13 protein-coding genes are annotated in these 14,154 nt (G+C 63.3%); 8 read left to right on the top strand and 5 right to left on the bottom strand.

Translation table 11 applies throughout. The annotated features are described in order from the left end of the window. The first annotated feature begins 260 nt into the window (after nt 1-260). Nucleotides 261-2,414 (top strand): LPXTG cell wall anchor domain-containing protein, encoded by a 2,154-nt coding sequence (locus tag ACPUD7_RS06330; RefSeq protein WP_425119444.1) that lies wholly within the window; start codon nt 261-263, stop codon nt 2,412-2,414. Between the two features lie 151 nt (nt 2,415-2,565). On the opposite strand, the gene ACPUD7_RS06325 is transcribed toward ACPUD7_RS06330, so the two are convergent. Beyond that, on the bottom strand, nt 2,566-3,876 hold the full coding sequence (locus tag ACPUD7_RS06325) for an ISL3 family transposase (RefSeq protein WP_425119443.1): 1,311 nt from the start codon (nt 3,874-3,876) through the stop codon (nt 2,566-2,568). An 89-nt stretch (nt 3,877-3,965) separates the two neighbouring features. Continuing rightward, entirely contained in the window at nt 3,966-4,910 is a 945-nt protein-coding gene (locus tag ACPUD7_RS06320; RefSeq protein ID WP_425119442.1) for a GNAT family N-acetyltransferase, read from the bottom strand. Nucleotides 4,911-5,251: 341 nt separating this feature from the next. Here ACPUD7_RS06320 and ACPUD7_RS06315 point away from each other — a divergent pair, with 341 nt between their 5' ends. The 5 genes from ACPUD7_RS06315 (at nt 5,252) to tpx (ending at nt 8,819) form a co-directional block, all read left to right on the top strand. Next, nucleotides 5,252-6,070 (top strand): thioesterase family protein, encoded by an 819-nt coding sequence (locus ACPUD7_RS06315; RefSeq protein ID WP_425119441.1) that lies wholly within the window; start codon nt 5,252-5,254, stop codon nt 6,068-6,070. A 107-nt stretch (nt 6,071-6,177) separates the two neighbouring features. Next, nucleotides 6,178-6,549, top strand: coding sequence for a VOC family protein (locus ACPUD7_RS06310; RefSeq protein WP_135538327.1), 372 nt, complete (start codon nt 6,178-6,180; stop codon nt 6,547-6,549). Between the two features lie 77 nt (nt 6,550-6,626). After that, nucleotides 6,627-7,145: a DinB family protein gene (locus ACPUD7_RS06305; protein WP_425119440.1), complete on the top strand. Its 519-nt coding sequence runs from the start codon at nt 6,627-6,629 to the stop codon at nt 7,143-7,145. 43 nt (nt 7,146-7,188) lie between these two features. Further along, complete coding sequence (locus tag ACPUD7_RS06300) at nt 7,189-8,196, top strand: DUF368 domain-containing protein (RefSeq protein WP_425119439.1); 1,008 nt, start codon at nt 7,189-7,191, stop codon at nt 8,194-8,196. Nucleotides 8,197-8,318: 122 nt separating this feature from the next. Next, nucleotides 8,319-8,819: a thiol peroxidase gene (gene tpx, locus ACPUD7_RS06295; protein WP_135538332.1), complete on the top strand. Its 501-nt coding sequence runs from the start codon at nt 8,319-8,321 to the stop codon at nt 8,817-8,819. 112 nt (nt 8,820-8,931) lie between these two features. Here the strand turns inward: tpx and ACPUD7_RS06290 are convergent, their stop codons facing one another. Continuing rightward, the gene (locus tag ACPUD7_RS06290) at nt 8,932-9,648 is read right to left on the bottom strand and encodes a PIG-L deacetylase family protein (protein WP_425119438.1); all 717 of its coding nucleotides are present in this window, start codon (nt 9,646-9,648) and stop codon (nt 8,932-8,934) included. Between the two features lie 110 nt (nt 9,649-9,758). On the opposite strand from ACPUD7_RS06290, the gene ACPUD7_RS06285 reads away from it, so the two are divergent. Continuing rightward, nucleotides 9,759-10,427, top strand: a complete 669-nt coding sequence (locus ACPUD7_RS06285; protein WP_135538336.1) for a hypothetical protein — start codon at nt 9,759-9,761, stop codon at nt 10,425-10,427. A gap of 6 nt (nt 10,428-10,433) precedes the next feature. Here ACPUD7_RS06285 and ACPUD7_RS06280 read toward each other — a convergent pair whose 3' ends face one another. Continuing rightward, on the bottom strand, nt 10,434-11,711 hold the full coding sequence (locus tag ACPUD7_RS06280) for an oleate hydratase (RefSeq protein WP_135538337.1): 1,278 nt from the start codon (nt 11,709-11,711) through the stop codon (nt 10,434-10,436). A 98-nt stretch (nt 11,712-11,809) separates the two neighbouring features. Here ACPUD7_RS06280 and ACPUD7_RS06275 point away from each other — a divergent pair, with 98 nt between their 5' ends. Then, nucleotides 11,810-13,315: a DHA2 family efflux MFS transporter permease subunit gene (locus ACPUD7_RS06275; RefSeq protein ID WP_135538338.1), complete on the top strand. Its 1,506-nt coding sequence runs from the start codon at nt 11,810-11,812 to the stop codon at nt 13,313-13,315. A 59-nt stretch (nt 13,316-13,374) separates the two neighbouring features. Here the strand turns inward: ACPUD7_RS06275 and ACPUD7_RS06270 are convergent, their stop codons facing one another. Next, the gene (locus ACPUD7_RS06270; protein WP_167854360.1) at nt 13,375-13,728 is read right to left on the bottom strand and encodes a hypothetical protein; all 354 of its coding nucleotides are present in this window, start codon (nt 13,726-13,728) and stop codon (nt 13,375-13,377) included. Nucleotides 13,729-14,154: the final 426 nt, after the last annotated feature.

Raw genomic sequence — 14,154 nt, 5'->3', positions numbered from 1 at the left:
AGTGATGCTGACCGAATGACGGTCCGCTGAGAACTCAGCACGAAGCCCCCGGTCGTGTGACCGGGGGCTTCGTCGATTCACTCAGACTCGAAGGAGACGGCACGGAACCGGAGGGTTCTACACCGCCTGAAGTTTCGTTCATTTAGTTCACAGTTTCGGACGTACTTTCTTGGTAGTCGCTGAGGATTGCCCGTAACCTTATCGTGACTTAGGTCATCGATTTGTAACCTTGATCCCTCAGAAAAGAGAGACAACTACTTATGCAGAAGAAACTCATGCAGAGTTCGCTTGCACTGACCGCCGCCGCGGCGCTCGGTCTCGGCAGCTCGTTCGTCGCCGGCCCGGCTGTTGCTGACAACGGCCCGCAAGAGCTGAATGTGCAGAGCGACGCCAAAGTGCAGGACGTTCTTGAGGACGTGGGCGGGGTCAATGCCTACGGTGCCAAGAACGGTCAGCTGACCATTGGTGTGTCTGGTGACAACGACAATGCTGACGCCTTGGAGAAGAAATACTCGAACGTCAAGGTCTTCAAGGGAATCGACGCACTCGAGCCTTACGCCGCCGAGGATCTCGTTGGTGGAGCAGGCTACCTGGTGACAGCTGGGGCCAGCGGCGGCGCCTGCTCGACAGGGTTCTCTGGCTGGGATGCCGACGGAAAGCCGATCGTGCTCACCGCAGGGCACTGCGCGAAGATCATCAATGAAGAGACGAACGAGTTCGAAGGTGACACTACGGTCGATGAGACCGAGCAGCCTTCAACAGCCCCGGCGAACGAGGGCGAGGGCTTCATCCGGTCCGGACTCGGAGTCGTCGGACAGTGGGGCTACCACAAGTTCGGTGGAGAGCTTGTGACGAGCGACCAGCAAAAGCCTGAAGAAGACGACATTGACTTCGCCGTCATCAACGTTGACGAAGCGAAGTACAAGGTCAAGACCGGGGTGACGGATTGGTCGACCGCAGACAGCGAGGATCTCGGCGCGAAGCTCGCCACTGACATCACTAAGGTCGGAGCCCACACCGAAGGAACGGTGGAGAAGGCCGGCCGTACGACCGGACTGACCGAAAACGAGACTTGGACGGCTCTCAACGAGGAAATTGACTTCATGAATGTCGGTGGACGCTTTGTCCACGGTTTTGGTGTCAAGGCGCCTCTCGGTGACCCTTTCTCGGCCCCCGGCGATTCGGGCGGAGGTGTCTTCCAGGGGGATACAGCTGTCGGCGTGATCTCAGGCGGCGGCCCTATGACCGATGAGAATGGTGACGCCATCGATGCGAGCTGGGTCGCCGACCTTGACTACTCGCTTGAGAAGTCGGGCAAGACGATCTCGTTCGAAGATCCCAATGAGGAACCCCCGGGCGACGACGATAAGGATACTGACTCGGACGCCGCTGCTGACGGCAAGGATGCTGACTCGGACGCCGCTGCCGACGGCAAGGATGCCGACTCGGACGCCGCTGCCGACGGCAAGGACGCTGACTCGGACGCCGCTGCTGACGGCAAGGATGCTGACTCGGACGCCGCTGCTGACGGCAAGGATGCTGACTCGGACGCCGCTGCTGACGGCAAGGATGCCGACTCGGACGCCGACGGCAACGAAAAGCCCGAAGCTCCTAAGGTCGGCGACCAGACCGTCGTCGAAGGCGGACAGATCACCGGTCAGGCTGCTCCGAACGCCGAGGTGAAGCTGACATGGAAGCCCGCTGGCGCCAATGCCGGTTCTTCTGAGGTCTCCGCCCACGCCGCACCGGCTCAGGGCAGCACCACCGTCAAGACCAATGCGAACGGCAAGTTCACGACGGAAGCTCCCGCTGAAGCCGGTGACTACAACTACACCGCGGTCGTCAATGTGAACGGACAGAACTCCGCGGAAGCCGAGTTCACCGTGACCGTTGAAGCCGAAGAGGCTCCCGCTGAGCGCAAGCTGACTGTCGATCCGAAGGAGATCTCCGCTGCGGACTTCGTGAAGGAAGACAAGGGCGTGCAGATCACCGCTGAAGGCTTCGAAGAGGGCGAAAAGGTCACTCTTGAAGTTGTGGCCGGTCCGGAGAACGTCGAGGGAATCACCCTCGACGAGACCGCCAACGCGGATGGCGTCGTCGGCTTCTCGATCTATGGCACCAGCGCATCGAACCCCGAGGCCTACCTCGGTAAGTACGAGCTCGAGGTCACCGGAGCTAATGACACCGCCGATGAGTCCGCTCTGACCGGTTCGTTCCAGGTCGTTGCCGACGAAGACGGCAACGGCGGCGGAAACGACGGTGACGACAACGGCAATGACGACGGAAACGGTGACGGCGGATCCGATCTGCCTCGCACCGGTGCCGAACTCACCGGTCTCGCTGCCGGAGCCGGTCTCCTCATCGTCGGTGGAGCCGCAGTCGTTCTGACCATGCGTCGCAAGAAGAACAACTGAAACACCCTCTGACGGTCACCAGCTGACCCACTGAGCGAAAGTGCCCCTGACCATCCGGTCAGGGGCACTTTCTCATATGCGGAAGAAAGCGCGCAGGGAAGAGCCGGCAGCCGCGGATGCCTCCGTGAAGCTCAGCGAAGTGTAAAACGGCTCATCGTAATTGAGAGTGTAGAACCGGTCTGAAGCCACCGGACTCGAGCAGACATCTGGCGATGTAATGCGTGAGGTTGCGGAATCCCAGCGCGGACCCGCGTAGATGCTCGAGTCTGCCGTTGATCGCTTCAGTGGGACCGTTCGACGTTCCCGGTCGGGTGAAGAATGCGAGCACATCAGCAGCTCGACGCTTCAACGTTCGTCCTAACCGTTTGAGCTCGACCAGTCCTGTCGGCAGATTCGTTGTCAGGGCGTCGATGACCGTTTGCAAGAGTCTCTTGCCCTCTTTGCGGTCCGCGGTTCGGTAAGCGCTGACAATGTCTTGGTAGACGGCCCAGGTGACTTCGACTTCGGTGAAGTTCGGGTCAGCGAAGAGGTTCGCGATTCTTTCCTGCTGCTTGGTCGTGAGTAAGCTGCTGCCCGTGTGAAGAGTTCTTCTTGCCCGGTACAACGGGTCCTTTGCTCGTCCGCGATGGCCGGTGGTCTCCTGCTGAACTCGGCGACGTACCTCGTCGAGGGCATCACCGGCGAGTTTGACGACGTGGAAGGGGTCCATGACTTCGACAGCGTCGGGCAGCTCCTCAGCTGAGGCTGTTTTGAAGCCGGAGAATCCGTCCATCGCGACGACGTCGATGCCATCACGCCAGTCTTTCGGTCGGGCTTTCAACCATTGTTTGAACACCTGCTTCGAACGGCCAGCCACCATGTCGAGCAGACGTGCCGAGCCTGCCCCCTGGCTGATCGGGGTGAGGTCGATGATGACGGTGACGTACTTGTCACCACGCCGGGTGTGCCGCCATACATGCTCGTCGACACCAATGACGCTGACCCCGTCGAAACGAGTCGGGTCGTCGATCAACAACCGCTGACCTTCGGCGAGGACGGAGGAGTTCGCGGTGTGCCAGGACACGGCGAGCTTCGCAGCGATCACGGACACGGTGTCGTGATCGATCACGAGAGCACGCAACGCCCAGTCGAGGCCGGTTCGCGAGATCTTCGCTCGTGGTGGCGCCGCAGCTGTGGTGTCTTGACGCCATACGCGGCCACACTCGACGCACTTGTAACGGCGGAGGCGAATATGAAGCGTGGTCGGTCGGTGGCCGAAAGGTTCGTGGGCCAGACGGCGGACGACGGTATCGCGAACGATCCCGTGGCCACCGCACCGTCGGCACCAGTCATCAGCAGTGTTTGGACGGCATTCCAGAATGGCTTTGTGCCCGGTGATGTGCTGGCCAATACAGGTCAGATCGAGGGTGTCGAGTCGGCAGAATGTCGTGAGGTCAGGGGTCGAGAAAGTAGGCTTGGCCACGTCGAGGTCTTTCGGATGGACGGTGTAGGAACTTCCATCATCGGAAGACCTCGACGTCTATCCGCGCAGCGACGCGCCGTGTCCTGGAATCACCGATCTACACTCTCTTTTACGAAGAGCCTGTAAAACGCGGCGAGGGCAGGGGCATCATCGGTAAGCAGGACGGTCTGGCGAATATCGTCGAATGGCTCGAGCACACTCCGGATGAGTTCGGCACCGATTCCACGACGCTGCAGTCGCGGATCGACAAGAACATCCTGGACATAGACGAGAGTGCCGAAATCGCTGACAATGCGGGCCAACCCGACCAGCTCCTCATCGACACGTGCACACACGACATGCGCTGACCCGTTGAGGCTGCGCAGCAACCGTGCCGGATCCTCGGTGTAGGCCGACCAGCCGACCGCATCGTAGAGATGGAGGAGCTCGCCGAGGGAAGGCAGGACATTTGACGCATAAGTGATCCCGGCGCTCTTCCGTGGCCGAAAGCGGGGACGATCCTGCCAGTGCACGCCGAGAGTGCGCCCTGCCTGCCACTCCTCACGCAGAATCGCACAAGCCACAGAGGCCAGCCGGACGCCGTCAGCTGCCGGCCATGCATGACGGTAGTGCGCCTCCTGCGTCCACCCGGCCCGCTCGAACACCACACGCATTGCATGATTGTCTTCACGGGTCTGCCCCTCTATGCGGAGTGCCCGAGTAGTTGAGAACACATGGCCGGCAATCGCATTCAGCGCATCGACGCCGAGTCCCTTGCCCCGGTGCTGTTCGGACAAGCGCAGATCGAACATCGGGGTGTCATCGCGAAGATCCTCGAGCCGCACGTATCCGACCCGACCGAACTCGTCGTGGTCTAGCCAGAACGCGGCATTGTCAGCGTTGAGGAAATACCCGACCGCAATCCGTTCCATCACCGTACCGGTTGACCAGGCGTCTGCGGCGACATGGAACGGAAAGGACTGAGACGAGAAGAACTCGACAAGTGCGTCCCGGTCGGCTCCTGTGGGATCGATCGCAGTCAGTTTCACGCCCATACCCTTAGACTAGGGCAATCCTCTTTGCCACGGGACAGCTTCTCGGCGGCAGGTCGCTGGCTCAACCGATGAAGGAGTCCACCCGTGAGTCTAGACGACGATCCGTTCGACTAGCAGATCACCAAATCTGGAGTCCTGCTCATTCGCCGAGGCGGCCATGCCGTCATGGAACTCGGCGGGAAGAAGGCCGCCGCTCTAATCCCCAGGCTCGGACGCGATGCCGATACCAACCAGCAGCTGCTGGCCCGGGCGACAGGCAATTATCAACACGGCAACGAACGTCGGCCCCGTCACTTATGACACTTGCTGGACGTTCGTTCAGTGCTTGATAGTCTTACGCTATGACCCACGACACTTCCAGCGAATTCGCCCGCGCCACCGCCGTCGAACGGAACGGCGATCACAGCTTCACTGCCGACCTCGACGCCGGGTGGAAGGTCGCCGGTGCTGTCAACGGCGGATACCTGCTCGGCGTCGCCGGACGTGCCCTGCGCGACCTTCGTCCGACAACCCCGGATCCCTTGGTGATCTCCACCTTCTACCTCGGCCCAAGCAGAGAAGGCCCCGTCGACATCACCACACGCACATTGCGCGAAGGCCGGTCAACGGCAAACTACGGCATCGAACTCTCACAGAACGGGGCGCCGACGATCGCAGCGATGGCCACAATGGGCAACCTCGGTGCGCTTCCCGACGATGTCGCCACCACCGCCACGCCGCCTCATCTGCCGCCGCCGGAAGAGTGCATCAGTGTTGCCGAGGCCAGCGAAGACTTCAAGAACGCGGCACCGATCATCGATCGGTTCGATATGCGCCTGGATCCGGCGACCGCCGGATTCGCGGTGGGCAAACCGAGCGGAAGGGGCCTGCTGCAGGGCTGGATCCGACTCGTCGATGGGACTGACCCGGAACCGCTGTCGCTGCTGACTTTCCTTGATGCCTTCCCTCCGGTGATGTTCGACCTCGGCCGATTCAACTGGGCACCGACAATGGAGCTGACCGCTCATGTTCGTGCCCTGCCGGCACCGGGCTGGATCGGCGCCCGCATCTCCACGAAGAACATCGCCGGCGGCATGTTCGAAGAGGACTGCGACCTGTGGGACTCCTCCGGCCGCCTCGTCGCGCAGTCGCGCCAATTGGCACGCCAGCCGCGCGGCTGAACCGAAGATGACGCAGGATAACCGTCGATGACGAGGCCGGCGATCCGTGTCCGTGGTCGGGGCTAGAGTCGGAACCATTCTGACCCTACGGTGAAAGGACCACGCTCATGGCGTCGCTGTCATCACTGAGCATCACCTTCGACTGCCTCGATGTCGAAGCGCAATCGCTCTTCTGGGCCGAGCTCCTCGGCGCGGATCTCGACCCCGGGGCCGACGAATTCGTTGCCAGCATCGGCGGTGTGCACAATGCCGAATCACCGACACCGGGCATGCTCTTCCTCAAGGTCGACGAACGCGTCGAGGGGAAGAACCCCGTGCACATCGACCTCGATGACCCGCACTATCCGGCGGATGTCGATCGAGCGGTGGCGCTGGGGGCGGAACGACTCGGATCCTTCTCCGAGTACGGAATCGAATGGACCACGCTGAAAGATCCCGAAGGAAACGTCTTCGACATCGGCCGTCGCACAGTAGACTGATGTCCCGACCTCGTGACCGACGGATGCGCCCGCCGGGAAGCGGGGGACTTGTCTGCGCATGATCAGAGAGGCTCAGCGTGACACTTCCATTGACCGACCCGAACAAGACCCCGGCCGAACGGCAGGGACTCGAAGAGTTCCTCGACTATTTCCGGCAGGTCGTGAGGCGCAAGGCTGAAGGGTTGACTCCGGCCCAGCTCACCCACTCGGTCGCATCCTCGTCGCTGACGATCGGCGGCATCGTCCGACACCTGACACTCGTCGAAGAGTCCTGGTTCCTCGAAGTATTCCAAGGCGGAGAACTCGGTGAACCATGGGCGAGTGCCGACTGGAAGTCCGAACCGGACTGGGACTTCGACAGCGCAGCAGGTTCGACGGCCGAGGAACTGCTGGCAACGCACGCACACGCTTGTGAGCGTTCCCGTGAGATCCTAGCCGAGGTGGACGACCTCGACCTGCTCACCGTGCGCAGCGGTCACGACGGAACGAAGTTCAACGTCCGCTGGATCCTCATCCATCTCGTCGAAGAATATGCCCGCCACGCCGGACACGCAGACCTCATCCGCGAGGACATCGACGGCCAGACGGGCGACTGAGCCCTCACCGTGCGTGGAGGATGCATCCTCTAGGCTGGGAGCCATGACGAATACTCCGACGGCCGGCGCCGAGACCGCGCCCGATCGACCCAAAGCGCTCATCCCGCTCGACCTTGCCCGCGGTTTCCTCATCGGCAGCGCCGAACTCGTTCCTGGAGTCTCCGGAGGCACGATCGCGCTCGTGACCGGAGTCTACGACCAGCTCATCGATTCCGCCTCGCACGTCGTCTCCGCGGCCAAAACCCTGGTAACCGGACCCCACCGGGTCTCCGGAGCCCTGGCCGAGCTGAGACGCACGGACTGGTTCCTCGTCATTCCGGTCCTCCTCGGTATGGCCACTGCCGTGTTCACCATCGCCGGTGTCATGGAGTCCTTCGTCTCCTCCAACCCCGAGCTGGCCCGAGGACTCTTCTTCGGCCTCGTCGCCGCCAGCATCGCCGTGCCCCTGCGGATGCTGCCGGCGCGCGGGCCACGCCAACCCATACTCCTCGGGATCCTCGCGTTCCTCGCCGCTGCAGCACTCGCGTTCTGGATGACCAGCTTGGCCGGCGGAGCCGATGTGGAGAATCCTCCGCTCATCGCTGTCTTCTTCGTCGCGTCGATCGCCATCTGCGCTCTTGTCGTCCCCGGCGTCTCGGGATCGTTCTTCCTCCTCGCCGTCGGCATGTACTCCACGACACTGCGGGCCGTTGACGACCGCGACTTCGGATACCTCGGGATCTTCATGCTCGGCGCGATCCTCGGCTTGGCGGTCTTCGTCAACATCCTCAAATACTTCCTCCACAACCACCGATGGTGGACTCTCCTCGTCATGGCGGGACTGATGCTCGGCTCACTGCGTGCCCTGTGGCCCTGGCAGGCCGAAGCCGAAATCGGTGCCGACGGCGAAGCACATGGCGCCGGGGGACTGCTGGCCCCGGCCGACCCCGTGCTTGGCCCGGTTCTGCTCGCCGCCCTCGGCGCGATCGTCGTCGTGGTCCTCATCATGGTCGAAGCGAAGTTCGCCGACGAGAAGGCCGAAGCCGACAGTGCATCTGCCGGCTCATCTTGAGTCGCCAACCTCCTCGATGCGCGTGGCTCGCAGCCCAACGGTGAACGTTGGAACGGTCATGGGCGCCTCTCACGTAGAGTGGGAGAGACAGCAGTCAGCTCTGAAGAAGGAGAGAGACAAGCATGGCCAACACAGCATTTCAGGGAACTCCGGTCAAGACCGTCGGCGATCTGCCGGCCAAGGGCGAGCAGGCACCGGCCTTCAGCCTCGTCGGTGGCGACCTCGGCGAAGTGAACTCGCAGGACAACGCGGGCAAGCGCGTCGTGCTCAACATCTTCCCCAGCGTCGACACGGGAGTCTGCGCCGCCTCGGTGCGCAAATTCAACGAACTCGCGGCAGGGCTGGAGAACACCACCGTTCTCTGTGTGTCCAACGATCTCCCGTTCGCCCAGGGCCGCTTCTGCGGTGCCGAAGGCATCGAAAACGTCGTCGCGGCTTCGGGGTTCCGCAGCTCCTTCGGCAAAGACTTCGGTGTGACCATGGTCGACGGTCCGCTGGCCGGTCTCCTGGCTCGATCCGTTGTCGTCCTCGACGAGAAGGGCACCGTGACCCACACGCAGCTCGTCGACGAGATCACCACCGAACCCGACTACGACGCAGCGATGGCCGCTCTGGGCGCCTGAGTCACCTCAGGTGACCCCGCCGGGCGATCGGTCGTTCGGCGAGCAGCGTGACAGCAGAACCGGGCGGGACGTCCTCCAACGTCCCGCCCGGTTCTCGTATGGGGTCCGAAGCTCACATATTGACGACCGTGACCGGAAGTGCGTAGTCGACTCCGGCAAGCTCCCCACCGGAGGCGGTGATGTCGGGAATCATGTCCTTCGGAGCCGGATGGTCGGGCAGCGCCTCGAGGTAGACCCCGTGGGCTTCGAGCGATCGCACACCCCGGTCGACATGTGCGGCTGTCAGGGCCACAGCATGGGTGGGCTCGGCACCGTTGATGAGCAGACGGTCCGCCTTCCACGCCTCAAGGCCCTCGTCCTTGAGCTCGGTGAAGATCCACGGGTTGTCGGCGTCTCGGATCGCGTCGACGGTGGCGATGCCGGCATGCCGGTGATCGACATGGTTGAGCCCCCACCGCACCTTGAGGTCGAAGGTCGTGACGACCACCGCATTGGGGCGGAACTGGCGAATCTTGCGCGCAATCGCACGTCGGAGCTCATGATCGGGTTCGAGGAGCCCGTCGGGAAAATCGAGGATCTCCAGGTCATCGACGCCGACGAGGTTGCACGCCCGCCGCTGCTCGTCGGCTCGCAGAGCGGCTACCTCCTCCGGAGACATGTTCCGGATACCGGCCTCACCGCGCGTCAGCAGCAGGTACGACACCTCCTTTCCCTCATCGGTCCATTTGGCCACGGCCGCCGAACCGCCGTATTCCATATCGTCGGGATGGGCGACCACGCACAGGATCCGGTCGACATCGCTGTCATCGAAGAGCGGGAGTTCAGTCATGCCTCCAGGCTAGGCGGCAATAGAAGGTTCCGCCAGAGACCCGAGGTCCGGTGTCCGAAAGTGATCGTGGGTACGATATGGAGGAATCTCCGACCGAATGAAGGCAGCCGATGAAGAACAGCGTGCTCGTAACGGCGATGGTGGGGTTGGCGATGATCCTCAGCGGGTGTTCGGCACTGAAGATCAGCAGCACCGAGGAGGCCGGACCGAAACCGGCGCACGTGGGAATCGATGACGGCAAGTCCACCGCCCAGCCGAGTCCGACGAAAGCACAGATCCCCGACGGAATGACCCAGACCACCGTCGACCTCGGCAGCCAATGTCCCGTCGAGGTCAGTTTCGCCGTGGGGCCGGACTGGACGGATGAGTCCGGGTATGACGGGTACCGGCTCTTCACCAGCGGTTCGGAAGCCATCATCACGGTCGACTGCTTCGAAGACGATGAGCCATCGGCGAGCAAGCTGGTCGACAAGGCCCGGGAGCGGATGTTCAGCACCCCAGGTTCGGCCCGGGCCAGCGAAGCCGCCGGGGCACTCGACGGCGGCGAGTACTGGGTCGTTCACGGCCGGCTCGCCCCTGAGGACATGCGAGCCGTGGACGAACAGGATTCGGTGTTCTTCGGAGTCGTTGCTGGGATCTCCGTCGACGGACGACTGTTCAAAGTCAGCGTCGACATGCTCGCGCCAGCCGATGATGCGGAAGCTGCCGACGATTTCCGACAGATGCTGCCGACAGTTCGCTTAGACGATCAGGAACTCCGGGTGCCCGACCTCACATGAACTCGGTCAGCTCTCGGCGGTGTTTCCTGCGGACTCGGGACCCAGCTCAGCGCCGGCTTCCGGGCGCGAGGAGCGTGGCGATCGTTGTCGGCCGGACATCCGCTTGAGCAGCTCGCGCGCGGCGATCCTGCCGGCACGGGTGGCGCCGAGAGTGGAGCTGGCCGAACCGTAGCCGACGAGGAAGAGCCGGGGATCGTCCCTGACCGCCACCTCGGTGTCCATGGCGATTCCACCTTCGGGGGTGCGCAGGTGCAAGGGGGCAAGATGTTTGAGTGCGGCGCGGAAACCGGTGTTCCAGAAGATCACGTCGATCTCCTCGACCCGGGCGGTGGCAAACGGTGCCCACGATTCGGGAACCGCGAGGACATCGTTGGCTGATGGCCCCAGGCCGTCCGAGGTGGTCGGCGGCGGGGATTCGGTGGTCCCGGGGAAGTGCACGCCATGGGGGAGGATGCGGTCGAACATTCCGCGGGAGACGAGGACCCCGGAGTCGACACCCTCACGGAATTCGCGACGGATCGGCAGACCTGTCGTTCTCACGACGCTGGCCGGGGCCAGACCGGACAGTGTCCTTTCGCGGACGGCCCGTTCGACTTCGAGCCCCCATTGGCCGTCGAACTCTCTGGTGGTGAAATTCGGCGGACGGCGAGTCGCCCACACAGTGTCGGTGACTTCGGCGAGTTGGAGGAGGAACTGGGTGGCGGAGATGCCGCCGCCGACGACGAGAGTGCGCAGTCCGCGGAAGTCCTCGACATCACGGAAGTTCACCGTATGCAGTTGGCGGCCCTCGAAGTCGCCGATCCCCGGGACGAAGGGAACATACGGCTGGGTCCATGTCCCTGTGGCGTTGATGAGGAAATCGGTCGACAGCCGTACCCGCTGACCGTCGATGTCGGTGGTGATGTGGAGAATTCCCGCCCTGCGTTCTTCAGAGGTCACCGAGGAGACGTCGGCGGGACGGACGACGCAGAGTTCGAGTTCGCGTTCGAACTGGTCATAGTAGTCCGAGACGACTCGCGAGGCGGGCACATTCGGATTCGGCCGGCCGAGGGGGAAGCCGGGCAGGTCGGAGATGTGGTTCGTCGTGCCCAGGGTCAGGGAGTCCCAGCGCTCACGCCAGGCGCCGCCCGGTCCGTCTCCGGCGTCGAGGATGATGAAGTCTCTGCCGGGGACCAAGCCGTCGCGCCACAGGTAGTGCGCCGCCGACAGGCCGGCCTGGCCTGCGCCGATGATGACGACGGACCAGTGTGAGTCGACGAGGAGTTCGTTTATTCGGCACACCATGGCGCCATTGTTTCAGGTTCCCACGGCCATGTCGCCGGCGGCGTGCTCTGACCGCCGTTCGGATTGACCAGACGGTGGAATGGGAGAAAGATGATGCGGTGAGCTCTCAACAGAACGCTGTATCGAATCCGTGGCGGGCGCTGTGGGCCCTGTGCCTCGGCTTCTTCATGATCCTCGTCGATTCGACGATCGTGTCCGTGGCCATACGCGAGATCATGGACTCCCTGGACGCGGATATCAACGCCGTCATCTGGGTCACTTCGGCGTATCTGCTCGCCTACGTCGTGCCGCTGCTCATCACCGGCCGTCTCGGGGACCGGTTCGGCCCCAAACGCGTGTATCTCGTCGGGCTTGTCGTGTTCACGGCCAGTTCGCTGTGGTGCGGACTGACGACCACGGTCGCTGCGCTCATCGTCGCACGCGTCGTGCAGGGGCTGGGCGCCTCGGCGATGACTCCGCAGACGATGGCCGTGATCACCCGCATCTTCCCACCCGACCGACGGGGTGCGGCGATGGGCATGTGGGGTGCTGTCGCCGGAGTCGCCACCCTGGTCGGCCCGATCCTCGGCGGGGTGCTCGTCGACGCCCTCGGCTGGGAATGGATCTTCTTCATCAACGTTCCGGTCGGCATCATCGCCCTGGTCATGGCGATCTGGCTGGTGCCACGGCTCGAGACGCATCCGCACCGTTTCGACTGGTTCGGCGTCGTGCTCTCTGCCGGCGGGATGTTCCTGTTGGTCTACGGGATCCAACAGGCTCACGGAGTGAACTGGGGCCCACTCATCGGGCCGGTGACCGTGCCATTCGTTCTTGCCGGCGGGGTGGTGTTCCTCATTGCCTTCGTCCTGTGGCAGAGGGCAAACCGCTCAGAGGTGCTGGTGCCGCTGTCGCTGTTCAAAGACCGCAATTTCACGATTGCTGCCATCGCGATGCTGACGGTCGGGTTCGGCGTCACGGCGATGGCGTTCCCTCTCATGTTGTGGGCGCAGACGGTGCTCGGCTACTCACCGACTCAGGCGGCGCTGCTGTTGGCGCCGATGGCGATCCTCTCCGGTGTGCTTGCCCCGTTCGTCGGCCGTCTCGTCGATCATGGGAATCCGCGACTGTTGGCCGGTATCGGACTCGGTTCGTTTTCGGTCGCTCTGTTCTGGCTTGGGGCGATCCTCGGTGCGCACACTTCTCTGTGGGAAATCATCCCGCCGGTGCTGCTGCTGGGTGTGGCCAACGGGTTCATGTGGGCACCGATCAGCTCCACGGCCACGAGGAACCTTCCGCTGCATCATGCCGGGGCCGGGTCAGGCGTGTACAACACGGTGCGGCAGGTCGGTGCGGTGCTCGGCAGCGCCGCGATCTCCGTCGCGATGGAGTCGCGGCTGGCGGCGAATATCGGTTCCTCGAGCGGCGCGGTCGGTGGCGCCGGCGCCGAGGCGGGTGCGGGTTCCGCTGAGGCAACCGGGGGAGCGTCGGCAGGAATGCCGGAAGCCATCGCCTCTGGTTTCGCTCATGCTATGGGGCAATCACTGTGGGTGCCTGCCGGGCTGGTCATCGTCGGATTCATCGCTGTCATGTTCTTCGAACGACCGAAACCGCGCGTGCACAGCTGAATCGCTGTGCCCGATGTGGTGCGGTCCCGTCGACACCGAGATGTCAGGCGGAGTCGGTGTCATCGGGCAGAGCGGGTGCAGTCAGGTCCGCGGGGATTGGTGTAGCAGTCCTCGTCGACGAGGTAGCGGTGGTACCGGTAGACATCGATGCCGATGTCGTTGCTGGCGACGTGGGCGAATCCGTCGATTGGTAGCCAGGGACCTCCGTCGACGGAGAATTCTCCGCTGAATGTTGCCGTCATCGACACCGCGACCTTCCCTGACTTCTGGTATTCGTGTCCGATCTGGGGGCTGTTTCCGGGCAGCGGTTTCGCCCCCTTCGCCGAGGTGGTCGTGCCGGTGCCGTCACCGAAATCCCAGTTGTACCGCTCCGGGATGACCTTCACCGTGACAGCGTAGGTCAGCAGAGTCATGTCGATGTAGCTGACTTCGGTGTCGGTCCAGAAGGCCGCGGGTTTGCCGACGACGGCCCAATCCTTCGGCCATGCATAGATCGTCGGAGCAGGAATGTCGAAGTTCTGGAACTGCGACTCGGGGATCCGAGTCGGCGGTTCGGGACGAGCCGGAGCGCCGCCACCACCGGAGCCTCCACCGCCGGGGCCGGGTTCGATGACACAGAGATGGCCGACTACTTCAGTCGGGCAGTCTGGGAGTGCAGCGCCGCCTCCACCACTGCCGCCGCCGGATCCGCCTCCTGAGCCACCGCCAGCTGAACCGCCGCCAGCTGAACCGCCGCCACCTGAACCTCCGCCACCTGAACCTCCGCCGGAGCCGCCCCCTGGGGGTGGTGCCGGTGCCGGAGGTTTGACGACACTGCAGTTACGTTCTTGAAGGGCGTC

The organism is Brevibacterium sp. FAM 24630 (genome assembly GCF_049804075.1).
Taxonomy (GTDB): domain Bacteria; phylum Actinomycetota; class Actinomycetes; order Actinomycetales; family Brevibacteriaceae; genus Brevibacterium.
Note: the sequence above shows the minus strand (reverse complement) of the source record. Positions and strands in the feature narration are given on the sequence as shown.